Source organism: Ruminococcus sp. OA3 (genome assembly GCF_022440845.1).
GTDB lineage: Bacteria > Bacillota > Clostridia > Lachnospirales > Lachnospiraceae > Ruminococcus_G.
The window spans coordinates 1,553,962-1,579,852 of the sequence record NZ_JAKNTO010000001.1 but is presented as its reverse complement, the minus strand read 5'-3'; the positions used below and the strand labels follow the sequence as shown (position 1 = coordinate 1,579,852).

Below are 25,891 nucleotides of genomic sequence, written 5' to 3'. Positions count from 1 at the left end.
ATTTCATACCACACTACGCTATAATATCATAAATTCAGGGAATTGTAAAGTATTTAAAATTTCCGGTCAGATCATCACACTTTTCTTCCCCCACCAGAGACTTCTGCCTTTTCGGTCATAATAATACACATGATCCGACAGAAATTCCTCCTCCGATACATATACCCTGTTCACATCCCGGACAAGTTCCTGAAGATCCGCTTCAAAGTCCTCCCCCGTCTCCGGTACAATAATGCACTCATGAATACTGCTCGGCAGCACAAAAAAGCTGCTGCCGAATGTATCGGCAATCCGCTTCAAAACTTCCGGATAAAAGATGCATACCGCGCCCAGGTACTTTTCTTCGTTCGTCAGAACATACATCCCCTCATCATCCCGGCATTCATCCGCCAGACTCCCGATCTCTTCATCACCCGAGAGTCCGGCGATCACCTGCCCGATGCTCAGAAAATGATGGGGCAGAAGCTTTTGTGTGTTTTTTGCAGCTGCCTCATACAGTATTTTTTCTGTTACTCCCCAGTTCTCCATGTGTTCTCTGCGAATCAGTATCCGCGCCGAATTGCAGAAAGGATGCTCCGTGCGGTAATAATATATCAGTGCGAGGTCCAGGAATTCTCTGTGCGGCGTCCTCGCCAGCAAATCCCTGTTTTTTTGAAAATTAACAAGCTGATAACAGATGCTGGAAAATGCTTTGCGAAAATCCTCAAAAACTCCGACGGGTCCCTTCTCGTCGATACGATTTTCTTTCCACTCCGTGACCAGCAGTTGTCCGAGTTCTTTCAGAGTCCTCCCCTCTTCAAACGCCTGGTAGTACGGTTCCAGATAAATAACCGGTTCCAGGTTCGATCCGGCGCCCATAATTGCCATACCATCCTGAAACCCTCCGTTATTCTTCGGTATTTCCTGCAGCCTGATACTCACCTCCTCTCCCAACTGGTCTTTTACGCAGGTTAGCATAGCTGTTTTAAATGTCGTGTAATCCAAAAGATCACCCCTTCTAATTTATTTTTTCAGTGGTACCTGTTTTGGATACACAAACAAGACCACGGAAAATCATACTGTGGTTTTAAAACTGCCTTTTCATTTATTGTTCTTGTCTCTGTTGGAAAGTCCGCACGAATGTGCGAAAAAGATATACTGCAAAAATCAGATTAGAAATTGCTGCCCGGACAATAGGCCCGGGCATGCAAACACGTTTCATTAAACGCGGGATAAGTACTCTCCCGTTCTGGTATCGATCTTAATTTTATCTCCCTGTTCTACAAACAGCGGAACGTACACAACCGCGCCCGTCTCTACTGTTGCAGGTTTTGTTGCACCCTGTGCGGTATCTCCCTTGAAGCCCGGTTCTGTCTCTGTAATCTCCAGCTCTACGAACAGCGGAGGCTCAACCGCAAATACGTTGCCATTGTGGGAACAGATCTTTACCATCTCGTTCTCCTTCACGAATTTCAGCGCATCTCCGATCGCTTCTGCGTTCAGGGCAATCTGGTCATATGTCTCCATATTCATGAAATTATACAGATCTCCATCACTATACAGGTACTGCATGTCTGAACGGTCAATCCGTGCTGCCGGGAATTTCTCGGTAGGACGGAATGTTTTTTCCACTACACCGCCGCTGATGATATTTTTTAATTTCGTTCTTACAAACGCTGCACCTTTTCCAGGTTTTACGTGCTGGAACTCAATAATCTGAACGATATTGCCATCTATTTCCAGTGTAACACCATTCTTAAAATCTCCTGCTGATATCATACTGATATTCCTCCTTAATCGTATGCGTCAAATCCGCACATTACTTCACTATGCTATATTCTATATTATCTGCGGCTTTTTTTCAACTAATTTTTTACGCAATCTACGATTTTACGGATCTCATCGACAATCTGGCAAAATTCCTTATCGTCAGTTACCACCCGGATATCACTGACCTTTTCATACTCCGCCTTACGCTGTCTCTGCAGTGTCTCAATATTCTTCTGCAGATCTTTGCCCTTAAGCATCGGGCGGGAGCTGTCATACTTCAGTCGTCTTTGCAGCGTCTGTACAGAAGCTTCCAAAAGTACTACCGTTCCCATCTTCCTCAGATACGGCTGATTTCGTGGCTGAACCGGAAGTCCTCCGCCCACAGAAATCACCCTGCGTTCTTCTTCCTTACTGAGTTCTTCCAGACATTCTGATTCTATTCTCCGAAAATGTGCTTCCCCGTATCGCTCAAAAATTTCTGTGATTTCCATACCGGTCTTTTCGACGATCAGCTGGTCCATATCAACAAACGGAAGCTGCATTACTTTGGCAAGCTGTTTTCCGACACTTGTCTTTCCGCTTCCCATAAATCCGATTAAAATAATATGATTCATCTCAGGTTCTTCCTCCGTGATGTCTGTAGAAAAATAATACGATCTTTTCAAGATACCGCTTAAGAACGATCTGAATTTCTTCTTTTGGATGTATGGGTTTCACCAGAATATTGCGTATTCCGCTCCTTTTGGCACCGTAGACATCCGTAAACAGCTGATCACCTATGAACACTGTGTTGTTGGTGTCCGTCCCCATCATCCGCATTGCCTTCTGATAATTTTTCCTGGAAGGCTTGTGTGCATCTTCAATAAAAAAGACCCCGATCTCCCGGTTAAAAGAATCGACACGCTCCCGCTGATTATTAGAGAGCAGACAGCTGGAAAAACCAAGTTCCTTCAGACGGCCAAACAGTTTAACTGCCCGGTCATCTGCCGGTGCGCCGTGCGGAACCAGCGTATTATCAATATCAAAAATCAGCCCCCTGTATCCATCCCGGTAAAGCTTTTCAAAATCTATCTGATAAGTGGAATCCACACACTCATCGGGATAAAACTGCTTAAACATGCTGCTGTCTCTCCTGTTATCGTTCGTGCAGAGGTACGTACAGTTCATCCGCTTTCACATTCTTATATGCCGGCCGAATGATCTTGTCTGTATTGATCAGCTCTTCCATCCGGTGCGCGCTCCACCCGGCAATACGGGCGATGGCAAACATCGGAGTATACAGTTCAAGCGGAAGATCCAGCATGCTGTATACGAAACCGCTGTAGAAATCCACGTTTGCACTGACGCCTTTATAGATATGGCGCTCACGTGCGATAATCTTGGGCGCCAGTTCCTCCACCATAGAATACAGGCGAAAATCTTTATCGCGTCCTTTCTCTCTTGCAAGCTGCTCTACAAACTTTTTAAATATGGTCGCCCTCGGGTCTGAGATGGAGTATACCGCATGCCCCATGCCGTAGATCAGTCCGCGCTTATCAAACGCCTCTTTTTTCAGAAGCTTCACCAGATAATCCTCAACCGCATCCTCGTCATCCCAGTCTTTAATGTTTTTCTTCATATCGTCAAACATTTTCACGACTTTAATATTAGCACCGCCGTGTTTTGGGCCTTTCAGGGACCCCAACGCTGCCGCGATCGCAGAATAAGTGTCTGTCCCCGAAGAAGAAACGACGTGTGTTGTAAAGGTCGAGTTATTTCCTCCTCCATGCTCCATATGCAACACGAGTGCCAGGTCCAGTATCGTTGCCTCCAGCTGTGTGTACTGCTTATCCGGGCGCAGCATCCGCAGGATATTCTCAGCTGTGGAAAGATTTCTCGAAGGATGATGGATGTACAGGCTCTTACCTTTAATATAGTGATTATATGCATGATATCCATAGACAGAAAGCATTGGAAATACACTGATCAAAGTCAGACACTGGCGCAGTACATTCGGCAGCGATATGTCATCTGCGTTGGAATCATATGCATACAAAGTCAAGACACTCCGTGACAGAGTATTCATCATATCCTTGCTCGGTGCTTTCATTACGACGTCTCTTACAAAATTTGTCGGCAGTGACCGCTGCGATGCGAGAATCTTCTTAAAATCAACCAGCTGCTGCTCATTCGGCAGAACCCCGAACAGCAAAAGATAAGCCACTTCCTCAAAACCCTGACGGTGTTCCGTCAGAAAACCATTGCTCAGGTCTTCAATATTAATCCCCCGGTAATACAGCCTTCCGTCGCACGGCTGCATTTTTCCATCTACTTCTTCCGAAGAAACAATATTGGAAATCTGCGTAAGGCCGGCCAATACGCCTTGACCATTAATATCCCTCAGTCCCCGCTTCACATCATACTTGCCGTACAGTGAAACGTCCATTTTACTGTTCTGGACACAGATATCCGTCAACATTTCCATCTCTGGTGTTACTTTTAATTTAAATGCCATAGTCATACCCCTTTCAATAATTCCGTTTTTTAGTTCCCCCCACATTCTTTCTTTTTCTGAATACGTATCAGACGTCGGCTATCTTTTTCAGGCAGACATCTTCTCAATAGTATATCACCAATTCACCTCAGGATACAACTTCACAATTCTAAAAAATTTATGAATATTTCTGTTTTCAGCGTATAATATTCTTTAAATACTCAATAAACGTCTCAGCTATCGGGCTTAATTCATCCCTCCTGCGCTTGATATATCCAAAATATATACTGTCTATCCCCGTGGTGATCGGAATGCCGTGAATATTGTTGTATTCATATTTCCCCTGGAGCATTGAACTTCCTATATTTGCAAGCTTAGTGTTTGTCAAAAACTGCATCAGTACATGGTCGCTGTCCGTAACAACAGCCTTCGGAAGTTTTTCATATGCTCCCAGTTCATTTTTGAGATGCCCGAGATGACTTGTGAGAGAGAAAAAATCTTCCCGCATCTGCACAAGTTTCAGTTCTTTCAGCTGCTGTTCATCCACACCCTGCGCCTTGTAGAGCGGATGCTGCGGACCTACATACAGATACGGTTCTGTTTTTTTCAGCATTCTGAATTCCAGTCTCCTGTGCCCAAGTACTTCCTGGAATGCAAAATACTGCCGTTCTGATATAAACACAAACCCAATTTCTGACCTGTGCTTATGAAGATGCTGCATAACCTCCTCAACAGTCCCTTCCAGATACTGGAACCTGACCGGGAGGTTCTCCTTTTCCTGATAAAAACTGGCATAAATTTTTGTCAGCTTATAGCTGGGGTTGGACGAAATCGAAAATTTTTCCAGCTGGTTCTCTTCCTGAAGATTACTGATCATCTCGACATTGCGCAGGATCCTGTTGGCATATTCGTAAACTTTACGTCCCTCTTCCGTCATGACAACGCCCGTAGCCTGACGGTTCAGCAAGGACATATTCAGCTCTTCTTCCAATGCTTTGATTGTCTTGCTGATATGCGGCTGGGATGTATACAGAACATCGGCTGCCGCCTTAAAGCTCCCCATATCTACGCTGACTACAAAAAACTGTAGCTGTTTTAACTGCATATGACTGCACCCCATTTCTTTTTTTTCGTATGTTTATAGCATATTATAAGTGCTGCTGTCGTGACAAGCCATGTGAACGGATAGCTCACATAGATAATTCTAGGATCATAAACGATCTGCAGCAGGAGGATGATCCATCCCACCCGAAGCCCGCACATGGTAAACAGTGAAATTACCATCGGTGCGGCTGAATTCCCCACTCCGCGCATTGTACCCGTCAGTGTCTGATTCACGGCATAAAGTGAATAAAACGGTATCAATATCTTCATAATCTGCATCCCGTGGTCTGCCACTTCCATGCTGGAGTCAAAGATCCCAATCAACTCTTTTCCAAAGTACAAAAGAAGTCCCCCCAGAACCACCGTAACGGCAACACTGAGCAACATCGTCACTTTTGTTCCCTTCTCTGCACGATCTCTGTTGCCTGCGCCATAATTCTGTCCCACAAAACTGGATACTGCGAGGCTGAAAGCTTCGATGGGCATATACAGAAAACCCTCCAGCTTCAGATATGCCGCAAACCCCGCCATAGCCTCAAGCCCAAAAAGATTTACCCTGCTCTGTACAATGACATTAGACAGACTGACCAGCACCGACTGAAGCCCGGCCGGAACTCCAATCCGGATAATCATGATACATTCCTCCCGGTTCAGTCGTATTCTGCGCGGACTCAGCTTGTATTCCGCATCACTAGCAACCAGCTTCAAAAGGATAAGTACGGCGCTGACCGACTGTGCGATCGTTGTCGCCAGCGCCGCCCCCCTTACTCCCCATGAAAGGCCTGCAACAAACAAAAAGTCAAGGATCACATTGACTATCCCTCCAGCTGCAAGACAGTACAGACCGGTTCTTGAATCCCCGGCCGCTCTCATTATGGAACTGCCCATATTAAATAACATCATCGGCATCATGCCAAGAAAGTAAATCCGAATATACGGAACCGCATACCTCATGACACTATCCGGAATGTTGAGCAGTCCCAACAGCAAAGGAGCTGCACAGACTCCAACGACCATCAAAACGATCCCGGCCAGTACTGCCAGTGCAATTGCCGTATGGACCTGCACTTCCACTCTATGCCGATCCCTCTTTCCGATTGAATGAGAAATGACAACACCCGCGCCAATTGACAGACCGATGAAAAAGTAAATCAGAAAAGCCGCAAGCTGACCTGCCGATCCGACCGCCGCCAGAGCTTTGGTTCCTGCATACTGTCCGACCACCGCGACATCTACAGTATTATAAAGCTGCTGAAACAGATTTGTTGCCATGACCGGCAGCGCAAATGCGGCAACACTCCCAGCGATACTTCCTTCTGTCATCTGCCGGATACATTTATTCATATTATTTCTTCTCCTTAAATCATTTTGTTACACATCTCATCTACGCAAAGAACGGCAGGAAGAATGTAAAAACATTCTCCTGCCCATATTTCTTTTTTGCTCTCTCATACAGCCGCAGCCTCTCTGCGTTGCCAATCCGCCGCCATGCGGCATGCTGCCAGATGTCCTTCCGAAATCTTTTTCAGCTCTGGCTTCTGGCTCCTGCACTCTTCCGTACAATAATTGCATCGGTCCTGGAAGGGGCACCCCGACGGCACCTCCAACGGACTTGGAACCTCTCCTTCGATACTCTCGATCTTCGTTCCAGGCTCCATATGAATGGAAAACAGTGCTCCCAGCAGTGCCTGTGTATAAGGGTGACAGGCATATTGCGCAACCTCTTCTCCCGGTATTACCTCTACAATATTTCCCAGATACATCACCGCCAGCTGATGAGCAAAAGATTGAACCAGGGCAATATCATGGCAGATAAAAACAATACTGATATTTTTTTCTTTCTGCAGACGCACCAACAGTTCTATGACGTTCTTCTGAATTGATACATCGAGCGCGGAAGTCGCCTCATCACATACGAGTATCTCCGGTTCCAGCGACAGTGCGCGTGCAATGCTGACGCGCTGCCGCTGTCCTCCGCTCATATTATGCGGATAACGGTACAGAAATTCTTCTGATAAATCCACCATCTTCAAAAGCTCTTTTGCCTTAACTGCTTTATCAGCCTTTTTCAGCATTCCAAAGTTCAGCAGAGGTTCTGTCAGGATATCTATGATCTTCATCTTTGGATCAAAAGAAGCCAGCGGATCCTGGTAAACCATTTGCATATGGCGTCTGTTATTTCTTTTCTCCGGTCCTGAGACACCAAGCAGATCTTTTCCATGATAAAGGATTTCCCCCCTGGTCGGGTTTTCCAGCTGCATCAGCATACGCACAAACGTAGATTTACCGCATCCGCTTTCTCCAACGATTCCAAGCGTCTTTCCCTTATAGACATTCAGACTGATATCATTACAGGCTGTCAGACTGCGTTTTCCTGAAGCAGGATACACTTTTGTGATATGGTTTGCCTGCAGCACAATATCTGAATCACGAAACAAAACGCTCACCTCCCATTTCAGGGACAGCCTTCAGCAGATTCCTGGTATATTCACTGGAAGGATATCTGATGACTTCTTCTCTCGTTCCGCTGTCAACTACTTTCCCATACTGCATCACAATCAGCTGATCTGCCATATAAGATGCCACACCCAGATTATGAGTGACGATGATAATACCGGTTCCAAATGTATCCCGAAGTTCCATCATCTGACGAACAATCTGTGCCTGAGTTGTCACATCCAGCGCACTGGTAGGTTCATCAGCCAGTAAAAGCTGCGGCTCAAATGTCATCGCCATGGCAATCCCCACTCTCTGCCGCATGCCCCCGCTCAATTGATGGGGATAGCTTTTCATGATATTCTCTCCGTCTGGAAGCCGCATCTTATTCAACATTTCAACTGCCTTACCCCACGCCTCAGTCTTTGACATCCTGCTGTGGGTGCATATGTACTCCACATACTGACTGCCGATCTTCCGTATCGGGTTCAGCGTCCCCCCGCAGTCCTGAAATATCATGGATATCTTAGTCCCGCGGATCTTCTGCCATTCATCTTTGGATTTTGACAACATGGATTCTCCCTGAAAAAAAATATTTCCTTCCGTGACTCTGCCCGCACCGGGCAGAGCTCCAAGTACAGCGCGGATCACTGTCGTCTTCCCGCTTCCGCTTTCTCCCACAACGCTGATAATCTCTCCTTTTTTCATCGAGAGGTTGAAATGTTCCATTGTAGGTTCCTGTTGTCCATACTGTACTGTTAGATCTTTTATTTCCAGCATATTATGCTCCTTTATTCTGCCAGCGCGATATCCTTCGTCAGCCAGTAATAATCCATCGGATACATGGTAACGCCGGTAACTCTGCTATTCGAAAACAGATACGTCGTCTCATATCCAAAGAACACCGTAGGCGCGTCGTCCATGATCAGCTGCTGAATCTGAACCGTCAGATCCTTTCTTGCATTTTCATCGAATTCCGCCGCCAGCTGATCCAGTAAGCTGTCTACTTCCGGGTTATGATATCCAGTCTGGTTGGATGAGGATGTGCTGTACCAGTTCTCACGCAGATATTTTTCAGGATCCCCCGTATTTGCTACCAGTACATTCCAGATCAGCATGTCAAAATCCCCGGAATCCCTCATATCCAGCAGAGTCTCATAGCTCACCGTATTCAGCGTTACTTTAATACCGATATCTTTCAGACTCGCCTGTGCTGCCTGCGCATAAACGTTCAGTTCTTCACGGCTTGTATAGATTACAAAGTTCAGGTCCAGCGGTTCACCTTCCGGTGTCTCCACAAAACCGTCACCGTCAATGTCCTTATACCCGGCTTCTTCAAGAAGTGCTTTTGCTCCTTCCGGATCGTATGCATTCTCATCTTTCAGTTCATCAAATCCAAAGTCCAGTGTAGGCGGAACCGGCGCTTTTCCCGGAGTCGAACCGCCTTCGAGCAGCGTACTGCAGTATGTCTCTTTATCAAGGCCGCGGATGATCGCCTGGCGGAGCCTGATATCCCCCAGCACACCGTTCTGATTCATAAATGCATACGTGGAACGCAGTGACTGCAGTTCCTGAATCTTGATATTGTCATCTCCTTCAAAGTCAGCGATATTCTCAGTCTTCAGATTATATGCAATATCAATTTCCCCCGTCTGCAGAGCCATGGAGCGTGTCGTCTGATCATCAATACATTTTAATGTTACTCTGTCAAGCGGAACTTCGCCGTCCCAGTAATACTCATTTTTAACGACAACACAGGAATCTGTCGGGCTGAAGCTCTCCACGGCATACGGTCCCGTACAGATTGGTCCGCTCATTGCAAAAGAATCGGTGTCAGCAGAAGTATCTACGATCAAAAACAGCGGATCTGCAAGACTTCCCGGTACTACAGCTACCGGGTCCTTTGTCTTTATCAGCAGATTCTGCCCGTCAACTTCAATAGATTCCGGATCGAAGAACGTAGCCGCCCTGTCACTCAATTCAAATGTACGCTCAAGTGAAGCCTTAACGGCCTCGGGTGTCATATCATTGCCATTGGAGAATTTTACACCCTCTCTGATCTTAAATGTCCAGGTGAGCTGATCTTCACTCACCGACCACTCTTCTGCCAGACACGGCACGATTTCACCTTCTTCATCAAATTTGGCCAGCGTTTCTCCTACCCCATAGCGCGTAACCACCCAGCTGAAATACTGTTCCGTCGGCTCCAGCGTATCAGCAAAGCTTGTCACACCGATGGTAACCTCCCCGCCCGCGGCAGTCTGTGCAGAGTTCTCCTGACTTTCTGCAGCTCCTTCTTCGGTGCTCTCTGATTTCTGGCATCCTGCCAGCAGTGATATGCTCATCACAGACACAAGCGCCAGACCTATTGTTTTTTTCATCCACTTACACATAGATTTTTTCCTCTCTTTTCTCACTTAACATTTATTCTTATTCTAAACCGCCAGTGCGGATTTGAATCTGCCCTATTCCTGTTTTGGATCCAGGATATCCCGGATACTGTCGCCCAGCATATTAAAGACGACCACCACAATGACAATTGCAATACCGGGATAGATCATAAGCCACGGTGCCTTACTTATGTAAGTTCTCCCCTCGTTCAGCATCAGCCCCCATTCCGGGGTCGGTGCCTGAGCTCCAAAACCCAGAAAAGACAGCGCCGCCAGTTCCAGCATCATCGTACCAATATCCGTTGCGGCAGTCACAATCATCGTCGTAATCATATTCGGAAGTACATGTTTTAAGATTATGTTTTTTGTACTGGTTCCGGTTACGACAGCCGCTTCCATATACAGATTACTTTTAATCTTCAGTACCATGCTCCTCGCCAGTCTCGCATACTTCGTCCAGCTCACAGCTGCTATGGCGATCACCGCATTTACCATATTGGGTCCAAGAAGACCGGCTATTGCAATCGCCAGCACCAGCCCGGGAAAGGAAATCATCATATCTGCCAGCCGCATGATAACGGCATCGACAGCACCGCCAAAATACCCGGCAATAACGCCGAGAGCCGTACCCGTCACCAGAATCACTGCCACCAGGATCAGCGTCATCGTCAGCGATGACCTTGTTCCATAGATCACCCTGGACAATACATCTCTTCCCAGCTTATCTGTCCCGCACATGTAAGTGCCGCCTGGAGCTTTTAAAGAATCGGACATCACCGCATGATACGGATCATGCGGTGAGATCAGCGGAGCCAGTACCGCCACACCTACAATAATCAGTGCCAGGATGGAGAATATCGTAAACTGTTTATGCGATTTTAAAAAATTCAGTACCTTCACTTTATCTTTCCTCCTTCAGTCTGGGATCCAGGCGGTTATAGGAAAGATCCACAAGCAGATTGATCCCCATATATAACAGTGCAATCCACAGCACATATCCCTGTACCAGTGGGTAATCCCGGCAGGAGATTGCTTTGACCGCCATACTTCCCAATCCCGGCCAGTTATAGATGATTTCGACAACCGCAGTACCCCCGAGCAGACTACCCAGAGAAATACCCAGAAGCGTAACCAGCGGAAGCATGGAATTCGGCAGCACATGTTTCCAGAGAATCGTACTTTCCCTGATGCCTCTCATTCGAGCTCCTGTTACATAGTCCTGGCGAAGCTCTTCCAATACCGCAATGCGTACCTGCCGCGTATACTTTGCCGACATGGAAAATGCCAGCGTTACCGCCGGAAGGATCAATGATTTAAAATCAGTGCTGCCGCCGGATACGGTAACCCATCGGAGTGTAACGCCAAAAACACTCAGCAGAATCAGCCCCACCCAGAAGCTCGGAATTGAAACCCCCATGAAAGTCAGCCCCCGAACCAGATAATCCGGCCATCGATTCTGATATACAGCCGACACAATCCCCAAAGGAACAGACACAACTAACATGATGACCAGTGAAGCCAATGCCAGTTCCAAAGTAGGCCAGAAACAGGAAGTCAGTTTCTCTACGACCGGGACTTTCATCGAATAGGAAGTACCCATATCGCCGGTCAAAACTCCCTTCAGCCAGTTTCCATACTGAATAAGAAATGGTTTATCCAGTCCCAGTTCTGCCCGTGTCTGTTCAAGAAGTTCCGGAGTCGGCACATTTCCACACTCCGTCAGCATAATTTCGGCCGGATCTCCTGGGGAAAGATACGTCAGTCCAAACGTAAAAAAACTGATGCCAAACAGCACAACTAAAATCTGTAGCAATCTTCTTCCCAGTTGTTTCTTATTCACAGTCTCTTATCCTCCCGCAGGTTGTCTTTTGTCATCATGTTATCTCTCCTCTCTGATCTGTTCTTCCAGATATCTGATAAATTCGTCTGCTATCTCCGTCAGAGAATCTTTGATTCGTTTGATATATCCAAACGAAACACTGTTTTCACTCCCTCTGACAGGAATCGCCTTGATATGATACTCTTTATACTTATCTTTCAGAAAACTGCTGTCGACCGAACAGTAATCAGTATTTTTCAACATCTGTATAAGGAAATGATCACTGTTCGTATAGGCAATCTCCTGTCTGCCGGATCTGCTCAAACCATCTCCGTTCAACACTCCTAAATGGTTGGACAGGGAATGGATTTCTTCTCTTCTCTGAATCAGCTTTACAGCCTCTAAATCCTTTTCTGAAACATAGCGTCTGTCAAACAGGGGATTTTTTTCGCTGCAGAACAAATAAATAGAAGTTCTCGCCAGTTCATGAAACCCCAGTCCTTTTGTTTTAAGCCTGCCCTCAAATACCAGCTGGTTTCTTCTGGATATATAAGTAAAGCCCAGCTCTGTACTTCTCCTGTGCACCCATGCCACTATATCCTCAAAATCACCTTCCCGAAGATCCAGATGTGGTTTTCTATATGATTTCAGCCCGTAAAATTCCGCAAGAAGTGTTGACAGATTATTGCTTGGAGTGCAGCATACAATCAGACTTTCTTCTTTTTCTCCTTTAAGAGCATTAAGCATTTCAAAATTCTTCAGCGTGCTCAGAGCATACCTGTAGACCTGCTCTCCTTCTTTCGTCAGGGTAACCCCGCTTCTGTTACGGGCGAGCAGTGTCATCCCCATTTCCTCTTCCAGTGCTTTCATAACCTTGCTGACATTCGGTTGTGTGGTGATCAGTGCCTCGGCTGCTGCATGAAAACTTCCCAGATCAACACTTGTCACAAAATACTGCAACTGCTTGATATCCATATATCCCCCTGTTATTTACACTCTTTAACCAATGTTAAATTTACTGACACTGTCTTCAGGATAAAAACAAAATAATTAAGGGAGGAAGGTTATTATATACCTTTCTCCCGGTGTCTGCAGTGCGATCCCCCCTCAGGGGTTAAGAAACGGAAAAAAATTTTCCGCCGCAGTATGTTCCCGCAAAGCGCTTTGTTATATGTAGAACAAAGTATCCCATATAATAAAAAAATGCGCACAATAAGTGCGCATAAGGACGTAATCAATTTACATTCGCTTCGCTCACACCTATACACCGTAGGTATTGCATTTCACATAAAAGCAGGTCTCCTGGCTTAAAAGCATTGTCTACTTCCCTTCCCGGATATTATATAATCATCCAGTGGTAATGAAGTCGACCCTTTTTTCACAGTGACGGGATCGCATTGGATTTTCACCAATTTCCCTATTAATCCTAAAACAGGAACTTTTATGACTCTATTTAAACCAAAATTACTATAACACACTTTTTTGTATTTTTCTCTCTTTTTTTTTGTTTTTCCCATTCCATTTTGTTATCACCCTCGCTGGATTCCGTTGATTTTCAGGATAGATACAGATCCTTTTGACTATCCGGCAGAATTTTTTTAAAGACTTTCACAAATGATATTGACTTTCCAAAGGATTCGACTTATAATCAACATATGAACAGTTATTCATATGTTTTATCATTTGATTATTTATAGAAATGGAGAGGATAAGTTATGAAACGTATGGAAGATTTGCCTGAACATCAGCACAAAGAAACCTGCGGCTGCGGACATGATCATCATGAGCACCAACATGAGGCCTGCGGCTGCGGGCATGAGCACCATGACCATCATGAGCACCAACATGAGGCCTGCGGCTGCGGGCATGAGCACCATGACCATCAGGAGCACCATCATGAGGCCTGCGGCTGCGGGCATGACCATCATGAGCACACCCCTCACAGCAGCAATACTGTAGAACTGCCGGATGACGGTCACGAAAAAAGGGTATATATTTTAGAAAATCTCGGCTGTGCCAACTGTGCAGCTAAGATGGAGCAGAAAATCCAGGAGCTTCCCGGAGTATTTGCAGCCAGCATTACTTTTGCCACAAAACAGCTGCGCATTTCCGCAGACAGTCAGGCTGCATTGGTCCCTCAGATCCAGAGTATCTGCTCTTCTATTGAATCAGAAGTGCGGGTTATACCGAAAGATACTTCTTCTGCAGGCAGCAGCAAAACAAAAACATATATCTTACAGAATCTAGGATGCGCCAACTGCGCTGCCAAGATGGAGCAGAGAATCAATCAGATTGCCGATGTGGAGAACGCTACCATTACTTTTGCTACTAAACAGCTGAAACTTACAGCAAAATCGCCGCAGCGTCTGATTCCTGAGATTAAGAAAATCTGCAATTCAATTGAAGATGGCATTGAAATTGTCGAGAAAGAAACCTCTGTGCGCAGCCACGAAGCGGTTGCTGCAAAAAAGGGAATGTCAGAGAGCACTCGCGCCCTGACAGAGATTATCATTGGAGCGGTTCTTTTCATCGCCGGTGAGATTCTGGAACACATGGGGTTCGGAACTGCAGTCACACTCCCCGTCTATGTTGTCGCTTATGTTGTCCTCGGCTGGAAGGTCATCTGGACAGCGTTAAGAAATATTACCCGGGGGCAGGTATTTGATGAAAACTTTTTAATGAGTATCGCAACACTGGGGGCTTTTGTCATCCGTGAATACCCCGAAGCAGTTGGCGTTATGCTCTTCTACCGTGTAGGAGAATTCTTCGAAGAAAAGGCAGTTGCAAAAAGCCGTTCACAGATTATGGATGCCGTGGATCTCCGCCCTGAAACCGTTAATCTGGTTTCCAATGAGGATGTGCAGATCATTCCTTCTGAGGAAGCAAGGATCGGCGATATTCTGCTTGTACGGCCCGGAGACCGAATTCCGCTTGACGGAATTGTCATCGAAGGAAACAGTCAGCTGGACACTTCCCCCATCACAGGCGAACCTGTGCCCGTCAAAACCGGCATCGGTGATTCTGTCTTGTCGGGATGCGTCAATACCAGCGGTCAGCTGAAAATCCGTGTTGAAAAAGAATTATCCGAATCCATGGTGACACGAATCCTGGATTCCGTAGAGAATGCAGCAGCAAGCAAGCCCGTAATCGACCGTTTTATCACTCGTTTTGCCCGTATTTATACACCGTTTGTTGTTGCCCTGGCCATTGTAACTGCTGTACTGCCTTCCCTGATCACAGGCGACTGGCAGCACTGGATCTATACGGCGCTTACCTTTCTGGTCATGAGTTGCCCGTGTGCACTGGTCCTCAGCGTTCCCCTGGCATTCTTTTCCGGTATCGGTGCCGGTTCCAAAAAAGGTATTCTGTTTAAAGGCGGAATTTCGATCGAGGCATTAAAAGGAGTTCGTGCGGTCATCATGGATAAGACAGGCACGATCACTCAGGGCAATTTTGTTGTTCAGGAGACGGTCCCCTCTGGTCTCATCACCCGGGATGAGCTCCTGACTCTGGCCGCAGGCTGCGAGCAGTCGTCTACACATCCGATCGCTGTCAGCATTGTAAACGCTGCGAAAGCCAGAAATCTGACTCTTTCCAAACCGGAAGCCCTTCAGGAAATTGCCGGTCACGGTATCAAAGCAAAAATTAACGGCAAAGAGGTTCTTTGCGGCAACAGTAAACTTATGGAAGCGCAGCACGTTGACCTCAGCAGTTACCACCCGTCCTCATTTGGAACAGAAGTACTGGTTGCCATTGACGGTATTTTCTCGGGACATCTGATGATCTCAGATACGATCAAAGAAGATGCCAAATCAAGCATCGCCGCTTTGAAAAAGCTGGGTCTGACTACGATCATGCTGACCGGCGATGCGCAGGAAAGTGCAGAATCTGTCGCAGAACAGACTGGAATCGACGAAGTTCATGCAAAGCTCCTCCCACAGGATAAACTCGACCGCTTAAATGATCTGCGAAGCAAATACGGCAGCGTCATGTTTGTCGGTGACGGCATCAATGACGCCCCGGTACTGGCCGGCGCCAATGTAGGCGCCGCAATGGGAAGCGGTGCCGACGCGGCAATAGAAGCTGCAGATGTTGTATATATGACTTCAGGCATGGAAGCAATCCCGCAGTCTGTACAGATCGCCCGTTCCACCAGCCGGATTTCCTGGCAGAATGTTATCTTTGCTCTGATCATCAAAGGAATCGTGATGGTGTTGGGACTCTGTGGTTTTGCCTCCATGTGGCTGGCCGTATTCGCAGATACAGGAGTAGCTTTTCTGTGTATCCTGAACTCAATCCGTATTCTTTACAAACGTATATAGGCATTTACGCCATTGACCAAATTGGATTTATCAGTTAAACTAACAATAAATCAACAGTAATCCGGACTGCTGCATCACATCTGCAGCAGTCCCGGTTTTCTTAAAGGAGATATAAACCATATGTCGAAAGAAAAGATTGAAGTCTGCACAGAGGCCCATCATCACCAGAATCTGAAAAATACCCCCATGCCCGCAGAAAATATCCTGTACCGGCTGGCAGATCTGTTTAAAGTATTTGGTGATCCTACCAGAATACGAATATTGTATAAACTCTCGGAACAGGAATTATGCGTATGTGACATCGCCGAGGTTCTGGATATGACACAGAGCGCGATCTCACACCAGCTTCGTATACTAAAACAGATGTCCCTCGTAAAGTTTCGCAGAGAAGGAAAAACCGTTTACTATTCTCTTGCAGATGACCATGTGGCAACAATTCTGGCCCAGGGACTTGACCATGTAGAAGAATAATAAAACCCAAAAAAATGAAAAGCCCCGGAATATCCAGGGCTCCTATGCCGTATTCATATACTGGCTCCTAAAGGTATATCTAGTGGCTGCAATTTCCGCCTGCACACTCACCGTGATGTTCGTGATGGCTGCACACCGTATCAGGATCATAAGAAAGATTATCATTCAAAAATTCATGAACCGCCTGATCCGCCTCACCATTTACACCCGGGTACAATTCAATACCTGCCTGCGCAAGCGCCTGCCTCGCACCTTGTCCGATCCCCCCGCAGATAAGAACTTTCACAGCTTTTTCTGCAAGAAAATCAGCAAGTGCCCCATGGCCGTTTCCGTTGGTGTCTACCACTTCAGAAGATACCACTTTTCCATTCTCTGCCTCATACACCTTGAATTTTTCTGTATGTCCAAAATGCTGAAAAACCTTTCCCTCTTCATACGTTACTGCTATTTTCATCACATTTTCCTCCTTTAAAATTCGGTCGCCTTCGGCAATGCCCGCAGCCGCATCCTCTGTTTTCTCCTTCACACAGGATGTAATCACCTCCGTCCACGTAGAGCTCTTTCCCTTCAACCAGACACTCCGCCAGTTTTCGGCGCGCACTGTTATAGATTGCCTGCACAGTGGTACGGGCAACTTCCATGCTGCGTGCACATTCTTCCTGATTCATTCCCTCAAAATCAATCAGCCTGATTGTCTCATACTCGTCCAGCCCCATAATTACAGTTGCTTTCTTTTCCTGTATTATGTCTGAAGGTAAAAATCTTCTGTTCTGCGGCATCCCGCAGATTCGGCGGCGTTTACACGGCCTTGGCATTTTGCTGTCCTCCTGTTGTTGACATATGTCACTTACAAATTTTATTATATCCCGGTTAATGTCATATGTCAATAACTTTTTTTCAAAAAACGCTTGACTTTTTCAACTGAAACATTTATCATTACAGTATAACTGAAACCATATTTTATACAGTTAGCAGCAAAATTCCAGATTAAGAGGAGGACATTTATGAGACAAATAAAAACAGCGGCCGCATTGACCGGATTACTGATTCTGGCCGGTATCCTGACTGCCTGTTCGCCCGGTGGGAAGACGGATGAGACAGGGACTTCCAGGAACACCGCATCGCCCCAGAAAATCACCGCCGAGGAAGCCAGGGAGCGCATGGATTCCGGCGATGATATCGTGATTCTGGATGTACGTACAAAGGAAGAATATGAAGAAAAACATATTCCCGGGGCTATACTGATACCAAACGAAGAGATTGGAGAAGAACCGCTTGCCGATCTTCCATCACTGGACCAGGAGATCCTTATTTACTGCCGAAGCGGAAACCGAAGTGCTCAGGCTGCAAATAAAATGACCGCAGCCGGTTATACCAGAATCTATGATTTCGGAGGAATCATCGACTGGCCCTATGATACCGAAAGCGGAACAGCTGATGAACAAAGAAAAGAGGCTGCAGAACCGCAAAAAACCGATGCTCATGCGGATGGCCCGTTTGGTTCATTTGAAACCATGACGCTGGAAGGCGATCCGGTGACGCAGAACATCTTTGGCGATGCAAGTCTGACCATGGTAAATTTCTGGGCCACCTACTGCGGAGCGTGTATTCAGCATATGCCATACCTCACAGAATTAGACGGTGAGTACCGTGACCGGGGATTACAGATCTTAGGCGTTATCACAGATGTCGATGAGCCTGAAAACGATGCCGCATTAACGATTGCAAAATCAGCCGGGACCGATTATACTCAAATTATCGCATCAGACGATCTGAGGCTGGGAGTCCTCTCAGAGATCCAGTATATACCGACAACGATATTTCTGGACCAGAACGGCACCCAGCTGGGGGAAACTTATGTAGGCGGTAAGACGAAAGACGAATGGGCAAAAATCGTGGAAGAATTACTGGAGCAGGTCAATGAGTGAAACGAAGAAAAAATGGATGAGAAGATTGCTGCTGCTGACCGCTGTTTTCTGGATCACCCTGGGTGTTCTGAGAGGCGAAGCTGATACGGTCTTTATGAAGGCAGTCAATGTATGTCTGGAGTGTATAGGAATTGGATAAACAAACAAAAAGAAAAGATTCAAGAATACGGCTGTGGGTACAGGCTGCCTTCACCGCACTTACAAACGGATATGTATGGGGCTTTGTTGAAGGAAGGATTTTTACCGGACCGACAAAATCCCTGTGTGTCCCCGGTCTCAACTGCTACTCCTGTCCCGGTGCTCTTGGTTCCTGTCCGATCGGATCACTCCAGGCAGTGCTGGGCAGCAGAAATTATAAATTTTCCTTTTATATTTTCGGATTTCTGGTTCTCGTTGGTTCACTGCTTGGAAGGTTTGTCTGTGGCTGGCTGTGCCCTTTTGGGCTGTTCCAGGACCTTCTCTATAAAATCCCATTTGTTCGAAAATGGAAAAACCTTCCCGGTCACAGAGTCCTTGTATGGATGAAGTACCTGATACTTCTCATATTTGTGATACTGCTCCCTCTGCTGGCACTGGATATAACCGGGCAGGGAGCCCCGTGGTTCTGTCAGTACATATGTCCCAGCGGAACATTTATGGCCGGTATTCCACTGATGTTCGGAAATGAAGCGCTCCGGGGGGCAGCCGGGTTTTTATTTGCATGGAAGGGACTGATCCTGGCAATTATTGTGCTGCTATCCCTTATGGTCTACCGTCCATTCTGTAAATATCTCTGCCCTCTTGGCGCAGTGTATGGACTTTTTCATCCCATAGCCCTGTACCGCTATCGTGTGGATGCAGAAAAATGTACACATTGCGGAAAATGTGAAAAAGTCTGTAAAATGGGCATCCAGGTGTGGAAAACGCCCAACAGCCGGGAGTGTATCCGCTGCGGCGACTGTATCCGCAGCTGCAGCTTTGGTGCTGTAGACTCAACATGGAAAAAACGAAAGGATGTAACGGGGAAATGACAAGTGAATTTGCTATCGCAGTGCATGCACTCGTATTTTTAAACCACAAGGGAGAAACGTTGTCCAGCGACGCACTGGCAGACAATGTCTGTACCAATCCGGCCCGTGTGCGAAAGGTGATGGCTCCCCTGAAATCTGCCGGCCTGGTGGGAACCAGGGAGGGGGTAAAGGGCGGTTACTATATGACGATACCGGCAGAACAGCTGACGCTCGCCCAGATCAGCGATGCACTGCGAATACCGCTGATCAAAGCTTCCTGGAAAACAGGAAGTGTGGATAAGGAATGCCTGGTGGCCTCCGGCATGGCCGGGATCATGGACGGTATTTACGGGGAATTAAATGAGCTCTGCCTGTCACACCTGGCTCATATCACAATCCAGGATATCGATGACCAGATTTTTCACCCCCGCAGCTCAACATGATCTGCCACCCTGTCGTTTGAAAAAAGGTGCGGTTCCATAACTTTAGGTCACATCGTTTAACCAGTTATGGAACCGCACCTTTTTTCTGCCTATTGATGATAATTCTCAAGGAAATCCCGCATCTTTTTCATGGATTTTTCCAGTATTTCCACAGCCGGCAGATATACAATCCGGAAATGGTCCGGCTTCTTCCAGTTAAATCCGCCGCCGTGTACAAGCAGTACTCGTTTGCTGCGAAGGAAATCCAGCACAAACTGTTCATCATCCTTAATATTAAACTTATTTGTATCGATCTTCGGGAAGATATAAAATCCGCCCTTCGGTTTCACCGCTGTGATTCCCGGTATATCATTCAGCGCTTCATAAATGTAGTTGCGCTGTTCATAAATCCTTCCGCCCGGCACAATATATTCCTCAACGCTCTGATACCCCCCGAGTGCAGTCTGCACAATTGTCTGAGCAGGCACATTGGAGCACAGACGCATATTGGAGAGCATATTCAGCCCCTCTATATATCCTCGCACATGAGATTTACTGCCGCTCAACACCATCCAGCCAATCCTGAATCCCGCGATCATATGGGATTTGGAGAGTCCGGAAAACGTTACGCAGAACAGATCGGGCGCAAGAGAAGCGATTGATATATGCTCCTCTCCATCCATCACCAGTCTGTCATAGATTTCATCCGAAAAGATAATCAGCTCATGTTCACGGGCAATATCCACGATGTCCTGCAGGACATCTCTGGGATAAAGCGCTCCTGTCGGGTTATTCGGATTGATGATTACAATGGCCTTTGTTTTCTCTGTGATCTTATCCCGTATATCGTTGATATCCGGATTCCAGTCAGACTGCTCATCACAGATGTAATGAACCGCTTTTCCGCCGGAGAGATTTGCTGTCGCAGTCCAAAGAGGATAATCCGGCGCAGGTATCAGGATCTCGTCCCCGTCATTGAGCAGGGCCTGCATGCAGAGTGTAATCAGTTCACTCACACCATTCCCGGTATAAATATCATTCATTCCAACATTCGGGATCCTTTTCAGCTGGCAGTACTGCATGATTGCTTTTCTGGCCGCAAAAATCCCTCTTGAATCAGAATATCCCTGACTGTCACGCACTGACTGACGGATATCAAGGATCACTTCTTCCGGTGCCGAAAAGCCAAACGGCGCCGGATTTCCGATGTTCAGCTTCAGGATCTCAAGCCCGGCTTCTTCCATCCGTCCGGCCTCTTCCACGACAGGTCCCCTGACATCGTACAAAACATTGTCCAGCTTCGCCGATTTATCAAATGTTCTCATCGTCCTTTACTCCCTATGCCAGCATCATACGGTCATTCGCAAATTCTCCGCCGCTGGCCTGTTCAAATTTCTTAAGCAGATCTTCCACCTTCAGCTTTTTCTTTTCTTCGCCGTCCACATCATAGATAATCCTGCCCTCATGCATCATGACCAGACGATTGCCCATACGGATCGCATCCTTCATATTATGTGTGACCATCATCGCAGTCAGCTTCTGTTCCGATATTATGCTCTCTGTCAGTTCCAGCACCTTGGCTGCCGTCTTAGGATCGAGTGCCGCCGTATGCTCATCCAGCAGTAACAGCTTCGGCTGCTGCAGTGCCGCCATCAAAAGCGTCAGCGCCTGCCGCTGGCCTCCGGAAAGCAGACCCACCTTCGAAGTCATACGGTCCTCCAGACCCAGACCCAGAGTTTTTAATTCCTCATGGTACCGCGCTTTTTCCGCCCTGGTGATTCCCCACCGCAGCGTCCTCCGCTGGCCTCTTCGGTATGCCAGTGCCAGATTCTCCTGAATCTCCATCTGTGCAGCCGTGCCTTTCATGGGATCCTGAAATACCCGTCCGAGAAATTTTGCTCTTGCATACTCCGGCTTTCTTGAAATATTCTCACCGTCCAGAATGATTTTCCCGGAATCGATCGGATACACTCCCGCTATCATGTTCAGCATCGTTGATTTGCCGGCACCATTTCCGCCGATGATCGTCACAAAATCCCCCTGCCTCAGATGAAGGTCAATGCCTGTCAGCGCTTTCTTTTCATTGATCGTCCCTTTATTGAACGTCTTCTGTACATTCATTAGTTTTAACATGTCTATTTTCCCCCTTCAGAATAGGATTTTCTGATCCGCAGTTTCTCGATTGCCACCGGTATACACAGTGCAAGCGCAACTATGATCGCTGAAAGCAGTTTCATATCATTTGCACTCATGCCAAGCTGCAATACAATCGCACGAATCAGGAAATAGACAACCGAACCTACAATGGCCGAAGTCAGCTTGCTTCCAAAAGAGCGGAGCCGTCCCATCAGTACGTCACCGATAACTATTGCTGCAAGACCGATCACAATGGCACCCGTGCCATTGTTGATATCACCGTATTTCTGACTCTGACAGACCAGACCTCCTGAAAGGCCAACCAGACCGTTGCTGATCATCAGAGCCAGCATTTTTGTCTTTTTGATGTTGACACCCAGCGCCCTGATCATATCCTCATTGTTTCCTGTGGCACGGAGAGACGCTCCCAGCTCCGTTCCGAAAAACCAGTATAAAAGAGCAATACACAATACCGCGATCACTGCCCCGAGTATCATACTGGCATGAGTCTGTGAAAGCCCTGTCGCCTCCACCATCCATGAAAACACAGTATCTGATTTGAGCAGCGGAATATTGCTCTTTCCACCCATGATCCTGAGGTTTATAGACCACAGGGCAATCTGCGTCAGGATTCCCGCCAGAATTGCCGGTATCTCAAATACCGTATGCAGAAACCCTGTCACACCCCCTGCGATCACACCCGCCACCAGCGATACCAGAAGCGCTGCCACCGGATTCCAGCCATGTGCAACGATCAATGTGGCGCATACGCATCCCCCGAGCGCAAAGCTTCCATCAACTGTTAAATCTGCGATATCCAGAATTTTGAAGGTGATATAAACTCCCAGTACCATAATCCCCCAGAGAATTCCCTGTGATACCGCTCCCTGCATTGAAACAAAAAAACCACTCATATTTTTATCCTCCTACGTGTACGTGGTACCTTTTTTAAGAAAATACTTTCACGAAAACACAATGCTTCTCATTATTCTTTCGTCAAAATCTTTTCAGAGTTGAATAATCTTAAAGAACAGAAATACCAAGGGAGCCGAAGATGGCTCCCTTGGTCCAGTTGTTTTCCACTTTCGATACATTTGCTGCGCCTGTTTCTTACTCTTCGCTCCCTGTATCCAGTGCAGATAAGTCAAGTCCCAGTGCCTGCGCTGTCTCATCATTAACCTGCAGTTCACATTTTGATGCGTCCAGATAACCAATCGGTATTTCTGCAGGGCTCTTTCCATCCACAAGAATCTCTGCTGCCTGCTGTCCTGCCATGTAACCCAACTGATAATAGTCAATTCCGTAAGTAGCCAGACCGCCTTCTGTCACCATTCCGCCCTCACCGCAGATTACCGGCATCTTATTATCGTTAGCAATCATCGCTACCGTTGCCATACCTGCTGCAATAACATTATCCGTAGGAGCGTACAGAGCATCTACTTTTCCGATGGATGATTCTACAACGGACTGGATTTCATTTGATGAGGACACCGTGTAATCTTCGCACTCGATCCCCAGCTCTGCACATGCATCTTTAGCCATCTGCGCCTGAATCGCAGAGTTTGACTCAGCGGAGCAGTACAGAACACCAACTTTTTTCACATCAGGAAGAATCTGTTTCATCAGATCAATCTGTTCTTTAACCGGAGTCAGGTCAGATGTGCCGGTTACATTCCCGCCCGGAGCATCGTTGGATTCAACAAGTCCGGATTCTGCAGGATCTGTAACAGCTGTCAGAACTACCGGAATATCAGATGTTACGCCTGCAACAGCCTGTGCTGCCGGAGTTGCGATGGCAAAGATCAGGTCACTTCCATTATTCACCAGTGTCTGTGCAATTGTCTGGCAGGATGAAGCCTCTCCCGCTGCATTTTGCTGATCCGCCTCATACTGGATTCCCATTTCATCAAGTGCCGCAAAAAAACCTTTGTTGGATGCATCCAGCGCATCATGCTGTACATATTGGATGACACCGATCTTATATACAGTGCCGTCCCCTGTCTCTTTATTTTCTTCTTCAGCTGCGTCATCTGCTGCTTCTGCCGTAGGCGTAGTTTCGGCTGACTCATCTGCAGACTTGCTCTCATCGTTGCTCTTAGATCCGCATCCTGCGAACATTGCTGCCGCCAGCATTGCAGACAGACCAACAGCCAGAATTCTTTTCACTGTCTTGTTTTTCATATGATCCCTCTTTCCTCATTTTCTTTGGCGCTTTGACTCGCTAAAGTGCCAATCAATAACGCTTGAATTATAACATACTCTGACGGAAAGGGCAATCTATTTCAAAATCTTTTTGAGTTCATCCATAAACGTATTTACATCTTTAAACTCGCGATAAACGGATGCAAAACGCACGTACGCAACCGCCTCCAGGTCCTTGAGTTTATCCATCACAATTTCTCCGATCACGGAACTGGGGATCTCGCGTTCCTCCATATTAAAAATCTCAGTCTCGACTGAATCTATAAGGTCCGTTATTCTTTCTGCCGAAATCGGACGTTTATGGCATGCCCGAAGTACACCGGCCTCAATCTTTGCGCGGTCATACTGCTCCCTGTTCTGATCTTTCTTAATCACAATCAGCGGAATGGTCTCAACCTTTTCATATGTGGTGAAACGCTTTCCGCACTCATCACACATCCGGCGTCTGCGAATTGCATTACTGTCTTCCACTGGCCTTGAATCAACAACCCTGGTGTTATCCTGGTTACAAAATGGACATCTCATGCTCTTCCCCCTTTTTCGCTCTCCCATCACACAACTGTGAATATCATAACATTTTTCTTCTCTCTTTGCAAATTATGACAGATAATTTTTCATACTTCGCAGTGCGCTCTTTTCCAGGCGTGATACCTGTGCCTGAGAGATTCCTATCTCAGTTGCCACCTCCATCTGAGTCTTTCCTTCAAAAAACCGAAGCTGAATAATATGTTTTTCCCGTTCATTCAGTCTGTTCATCGCTTCCTGAAGAGACAGATCCTCAATCCAGTTTTCTTCTTTGTTCTTTTTATCGCTGATCTGGTCCATCACATACAGCGTATCTCCGCCTTCAGTATATACCGGTTCGTACAGACTCATAGGACTCTGGATCGCATCCAGCGCATATACGATATCTTCTTTCTGGATTCCTACCTCCTCGGCAATCTCTGCTATGGTCGGTTCACGCAGATTCTGCTTTACGTAGTTTTCTTTGGCGAAAATAGCTTTATATGCAATATCTCTCAGAGAGCGGCTCACACGAATACTGTTGTTATCCCTCAGATAACGCCGGATTTCTCCAATGATCATCGGCACGGCATACGTACTGAATTTGACGTTTAATGTCGTATCAAAGTTATCGATCGCCTTGATCAGTCCGATACAGCCGATCTGGAACAGATCATCGGCAGCCTCATTACTGTTGGAAAAACGTTTGATCACGCTTAAGACGAGACGCAAATTTCCTTTTATATATTTTTCCCTGGCCTCTTTATCCCCCTGTTTGATCTTTCGGAATAATTCTTCTTTTTCTTCATTGCTAAGTATCGGTAATTTTGATGTGTTGACTCCGCATATCTCAACTTTATTAAGCGCCATAACAAGAATCCTCCTAGAAGTTTTTTCTAGTAAAATGGTTCTCATTATGGCGCTTTGCTATGCGCATCCGGCTGAA

Annotated in this window: 27 protein-coding genes and 1 riboswitch; of the genes, 6 read left to right on the top strand and 21 right to left on the bottom strand. The window is 46.6% G+C overall.

Annotated elements, in window-relative coordinates; all coding sequences use genetic code 11:
- Positions 1-66: 66 nt before the first annotated feature.
- From MCG98_RS07160 to MCG98_RS07100, 13 genes are all read right to left on the bottom strand, one after another.
- A complete protein-coding gene (locus tag MCG98_RS07160) occupies positions 67-984 on the bottom strand; it encodes a DUF5688 family protein (RefSeq protein ID WP_240301359.1) in 918 nt (305 codons plus the stop codon).
- Between the two features lie 216 nt (positions 985-1,200).
- On the bottom strand, positions 1,201-1,758 hold the full coding sequence (gene efp / locus MCG98_RS07155; RefSeq protein WP_240301358.1) for an elongation factor P: 558 nt from the start codon (positions 1,756-1,758) through the stop codon (positions 1,201-1,203).
- Positions 1,759-1,844: 86 nt separating this feature from the next.
- The gene (locus tag MCG98_RS07150; protein WP_240301357.1) at positions 1,845-2,363 is read right to left on the bottom strand and encodes a shikimate kinase; all 519 of its coding nucleotides are present in this window, start codon (positions 2,361-2,363) and stop codon (positions 1,845-1,847) included.
- Between the two features lies 1 nt (position 2,364).
- Positions 2,365-2,868 (bottom strand): YqeG family HAD IIIA-type phosphatase, encoded by a 504-nt coding sequence (locus MCG98_RS07145; RefSeq protein ID WP_240301356.1) that lies wholly within the window; start codon positions 2,866-2,868, stop codon positions 2,365-2,367.
- 16 nt (positions 2,869-2,884) lie between these two features.
- Positions 2,885-4,243, bottom strand: a complete 1,359-nt coding sequence (locus MCG98_RS07140) for a citrate/2-methylcitrate synthase (protein WP_240301355.1) — start codon at positions 4,241-4,243, stop codon at positions 2,885-2,887.
- A 175-nt stretch (positions 4,244-4,418) separates the two neighbouring features.
- Positions 4,419-5,327, bottom strand: coding sequence for a LysR family transcriptional regulator (locus MCG98_RS07135; RefSeq protein ID WP_240301354.1), 909 nt, complete (start codon positions 5,325-5,327; stop codon positions 4,419-4,421).
- Positions 5,318-6,670, bottom strand: coding sequence for an MATE family efflux transporter (locus MCG98_RS07130; protein WP_240301353.1), 1,353 nt, complete (start codon positions 6,668-6,670; stop codon positions 5,318-5,320). The genes MCG98_RS07135 and MCG98_RS07130 overlap by 10 nt, the downstream gene beginning before the upstream one ends.
- Before the next feature lie 104 nt (positions 6,671-6,774).
- Complete coding sequence (locus MCG98_RS07125; protein WP_240301352.1) at positions 6,775-7,764, bottom strand: ABC transporter ATP-binding protein; 990 nt, start codon at positions 7,762-7,764, stop codon at positions 6,775-6,777.
- Positions 7,754-8,542, bottom strand: a complete 789-nt coding sequence (locus tag MCG98_RS07120) for an ABC transporter ATP-binding protein (RefSeq protein ID WP_240301351.1) — start codon at positions 8,540-8,542, stop codon at positions 7,754-7,756. The genes MCG98_RS07125 and MCG98_RS07120 overlap by 11 nt, the downstream gene beginning before the upstream one ends.
- An 11-nt stretch (positions 8,543-8,553) precedes the next feature.
- Positions 8,554-10,155: an ABC transporter substrate-binding protein gene (locus tag MCG98_RS07115; RefSeq protein ID WP_240301350.1), complete on the bottom strand. Its 1,602-nt coding sequence runs from the start codon at positions 10,153-10,155 to the stop codon at positions 8,554-8,556.
- Positions 10,156-10,227: 72 nt separating this feature from the next.
- A complete protein-coding gene (gene nikC / locus MCG98_RS07110; RefSeq protein WP_240301349.1) occupies positions 10,228-11,052 on the bottom strand; it encodes a nickel transporter permease in 825 nt (274 codons plus the stop codon).
- 1 nt (position 11,053) lies between these two features.
- Complete coding sequence (nikB, locus tag MCG98_RS07105; RefSeq protein WP_240301348.1) at positions 11,054-11,992, bottom strand: nickel ABC transporter permease; 939 nt, start codon at positions 11,990-11,992, stop codon at positions 11,054-11,056.
- A gap of 39 nt (positions 11,993-12,031) precedes the next feature.
- Complete coding sequence (locus MCG98_RS07100) at positions 12,032-12,946, bottom strand: LysR family transcriptional regulator (protein WP_240301347.1); 915 nt, start codon at positions 12,944-12,946, stop codon at positions 12,032-12,034.
- 299 nt (positions 12,947-13,245) lie between these two features.
- A riboswitch (cobalamin riboswitch) is annotated at positions 13,246-13,429 on the bottom strand.
- Positions 13,430-13,686: 257 nt separating this feature from the next.
- Between MCG98_RS07100 and MCG98_RS07095 the strand changes: the two genes are divergently transcribed.
- Both MCG98_RS07095 and MCG98_RS07090 read left to right on the top strand, forming a co-directional pair.
- A complete protein-coding gene (locus MCG98_RS07095; RefSeq protein ID WP_240301346.1) occupies positions 13,687-16,293 on the top strand; it encodes a heavy metal translocating P-type ATPase in 2,607 nt (868 codons plus the stop codon).
- 186 nt (positions 16,294-16,479) lie between these two features.
- Positions 16,480-16,764 (top strand): metalloregulator ArsR/SmtB family transcription factor, encoded by a 285-nt coding sequence (locus MCG98_RS07090; RefSeq protein ID WP_240303391.1) that lies wholly within the window; start codon positions 16,480-16,482, stop codon positions 16,762-16,764.
- Positions 16,765-16,843: 79 nt separating this feature from the next.
- Here the strand turns inward: MCG98_RS07090 and MCG98_RS07085 are convergent, their stop codons facing one another.
- The gene (locus MCG98_RS07085; RefSeq protein ID WP_240301345.1) at positions 16,844-17,218 is read right to left on the bottom strand and encodes a NifB/NifX family molybdenum-iron cluster-binding protein; all 375 of its coding nucleotides are present in this window, start codon (positions 17,216-17,218) and stop codon (positions 16,844-16,846) included.
- Complete coding sequence (locus tag MCG98_RS07080) at positions 17,196-17,579, bottom strand: DUF134 domain-containing protein (RefSeq protein WP_240301344.1); 384 nt, start codon at positions 17,577-17,579, stop codon at positions 17,196-17,198. The genes MCG98_RS07085 and MCG98_RS07080 overlap by 23 nt, the downstream gene beginning before the upstream one ends.
- A gap of 189 nt (positions 17,580-17,768) precedes the next feature.
- Here MCG98_RS07080 and MCG98_RS07075 point away from each other — a divergent pair, with 189 nt between their 5' ends.
- Genes MCG98_RS07075 through MCG98_RS07060 form a run of 4 tightly spaced genes read left to right on the top strand, consistent with a single transcriptional unit; the run spans position 17,769 to position 20,124 of the window.
- On the top strand, positions 17,769-18,692 hold the full coding sequence (locus tag MCG98_RS07075) for a rhodanese-like domain-containing protein (RefSeq protein ID WP_240301343.1): 924 nt from the start codon (positions 17,769-17,771) through the stop codon (positions 18,690-18,692).
- A complete protein-coding gene (locus MCG98_RS07070) occupies positions 18,685-18,831 on the top strand; it encodes a CD1871A family CXXC motif-containing protein (protein ID WP_240301342.1) in 147 nt (48 codons plus the stop codon). Before MCG98_RS07075 ends, MCG98_RS07070 begins: the two co-directional genes overlap by 8 nt.
- Positions 18,824-19,702, top strand: coding sequence for a 4Fe-4S binding protein (locus MCG98_RS07065; RefSeq protein WP_240301341.1), 879 nt, complete (start codon positions 18,824-18,826; stop codon positions 19,700-19,702). Before MCG98_RS07070 ends, MCG98_RS07065 begins: the two co-directional genes overlap by 8 nt.
- On the top strand, positions 19,699-20,124 hold the full coding sequence (locus tag MCG98_RS07060) for an Rrf2 family transcriptional regulator (RefSeq protein ID WP_240301340.1): 426 nt from the start codon (positions 19,699-19,701) through the stop codon (positions 20,122-20,124). Before MCG98_RS07065 ends, MCG98_RS07060 begins: the two co-directional genes overlap by 4 nt.
- A gap of 89 nt (positions 20,125-20,213) precedes the next feature.
- Here the strand turns inward: MCG98_RS07060 and MCG98_RS07055 are convergent, their stop codons facing one another.
- The 6 genes from MCG98_RS07055 to sigG all read right to left on the bottom strand — a co-directional run bounded on the left by MCG98_RS07055 (position 20,214) and on the right by sigG (position 25,815).
- Complete coding sequence (locus tag MCG98_RS07055) at positions 20,214-21,428, bottom strand: aminotransferase class I/II-fold pyridoxal phosphate-dependent enzyme (protein ID WP_240301339.1); 1,215 nt, start codon at positions 21,426-21,428, stop codon at positions 20,214-20,216.
- 13 nt (positions 21,429-21,441) lie between these two features.
- Positions 21,442-22,236, bottom strand: coding sequence for an ABC transporter ATP-binding protein (locus MCG98_RS07050; protein WP_240301338.1), 795 nt, complete (start codon positions 22,234-22,236; stop codon positions 21,442-21,444).
- Between the two features lie 2 nt (positions 22,237-22,238).
- The gene (locus MCG98_RS07045) at positions 22,239-23,153 is read right to left on the bottom strand and encodes an ABC transporter permease (protein ID WP_240301336.1); all 915 of its coding nucleotides are present in this window, start codon (positions 23,151-23,153) and stop codon (positions 22,239-22,241) included.
- 196 nt (positions 23,154-23,349) lie between these two features.
- Complete coding sequence (locus MCG98_RS07040) at positions 23,350-24,420, bottom strand: ABC transporter substrate-binding protein (protein WP_240301334.1); 1,071 nt, start codon at positions 24,418-24,420, stop codon at positions 23,350-23,352.
- 96 nt (positions 24,421-24,516) lie between these two features.
- A complete protein-coding gene (gene nrdR / locus MCG98_RS07035; protein ID WP_028529771.1) occupies positions 24,517-24,966 on the bottom strand; it encodes a transcriptional regulator NrdR in 450 nt (149 codons plus the stop codon).
- 72 nt (positions 24,967-25,038) lie between these two features.
- Entirely contained in the window at positions 25,039-25,815 is a 777-nt protein-coding gene (gene sigG / locus MCG98_RS07030) for an RNA polymerase sporulation sigma factor SigG (RefSeq protein WP_028529770.1), read from the bottom strand.
- Positions 25,816-25,891: the final 76 nt, after the last annotated feature.

Coding starts and splice junctions, on each gene's coding strand:
- MCG98_RS07080 (WP_240301344.1), bottom strand. CDS start 17,579: ATGCCAAGGCCGTGTAAACGCCGCCGAATCTGCGGGATGCCGCAGAAC.
- MCG98_RS07090 (WP_240303391.1), top strand. CDS start 16,480: ATGCCCGCAGAAAATATCCTGTACCGGCTGGCAGATCTGTTTAAAGTA.
- MCG98_RS07075 (WP_240301343.1), top strand. CDS start 17,769: ATGAGACAAATAAAAACAGCGGCCGCATTGACCGGATTACTGATTCTG.
- efp (WP_240301358.1), bottom strand. CDS start 1,758: ATGATATCAGCAGGAGATTTTAAGAATGGTGTTACACTGGAAATAGAT.
- MCG98_RS07070 (WP_240301342.1), top strand. CDS start 18,685: ATGAGTGAAACGAAGAAAAAATGGATGAGAAGATTGCTGCTGCTGACC.
- MCG98_RS07045 (WP_240301336.1), bottom strand. CDS start 23,153: ATGAGTGGTTTTTTTGTTTCAATGCAGGGAGCGGTATCACAGGGAATT.
- MCG98_RS07040 (WP_240301334.1), bottom strand. CDS start 24,420: ATGAAAAACAAGACAGTGAAAAGAATTCTGGCTGTTGGTCTGTCTGCA.
- MCG98_RS07085 (WP_240301345.1), bottom strand. CDS start 17,218: ATGAAAATAGCAGTAACGTATGAAGAGGGAAAGGTTTTTCAGCATTTT.
- MCG98_RS07095 (WP_240301346.1), top strand. CDS start 13,687: ATGAAACGTATGGAAGATTTGCCTGAACATCAGCACAAAGAAACCTGC.
- MCG98_RS07140 (WP_240301355.1), bottom strand. CDS start 4,243: ATGGCATTTAAATTAAAAGTAACACCAGAGATGGAAATGTTGACGGAT.
- MCG98_RS07055 (WP_240301339.1), bottom strand. CDS start 21,428: ATGAGAACATTTGATAAATCGGCGAAGCTGGACAATGTTTTGTACGAT.
- MCG98_RS07135 (WP_240301354.1), bottom strand. CDS start 5,327: ATGCAGTTAAAACAGCTACAGTTTTTTGTAGTCAGCGTAGATATGGGG.
- MCG98_RS07115 (WP_240301350.1), bottom strand. CDS start 10,155: ATGTGTAAGTGGATGAAAAAAACAATAGGTCTGGCGCTTGTGTCTGTG.
- MCG98_RS07145 (WP_240301356.1), bottom strand. CDS start 2,868: ATGTTTAAGCAGTTTTATCCCGATGAGTGTGTGGATTCCACTTATCAG.
- MCG98_RS07130 (WP_240301353.1), bottom strand. CDS start 6,670: ATGAATAAATGTATCCGGCAGATGACAGAAGGAAGTATCGCTGGGAGT.
- MCG98_RS07050 (WP_240301338.1), bottom strand. CDS start 22,236: ATGTTAAAACTAATGAATGTACAGAAGACGTTCAATAAAGGGACGATC.
- MCG98_RS07120 (WP_240301351.1), bottom strand. CDS start 8,542: ATGCTGGAAATAAAAGATCTAACAGTACAGTATGGACAACAGGAACCT.
- sigG (WP_028529770.1), bottom strand. CDS start 25,815: ATGGCGCTTAATAAAGTTGAGATATGCGGAGTCAACACATCAAAATTA.
- MCG98_RS07100 (WP_240301347.1), bottom strand. CDS start 12,946: ATGGATATCAAGCAGTTGCAGTATTTTGTGACAAGTGTTGATCTGGGA.
- MCG98_RS07150 (WP_240301357.1), bottom strand. CDS start 2,363: ATGAATCATATTATTTTAATCGGATTTATGGGAAGCGGAAAGACAAGT.
- nrdR (WP_028529771.1), bottom strand. CDS start 24,966: ATGAGATGTCCATTTTGTAACCAGGATAACACCAGGGTTGTTGATTCA.
- MCG98_RS07060 (WP_240301340.1), top strand. CDS start 19,699: ATGACAAGTGAATTTGCTATCGCAGTGCATGCACTCGTATTTTTAAAC.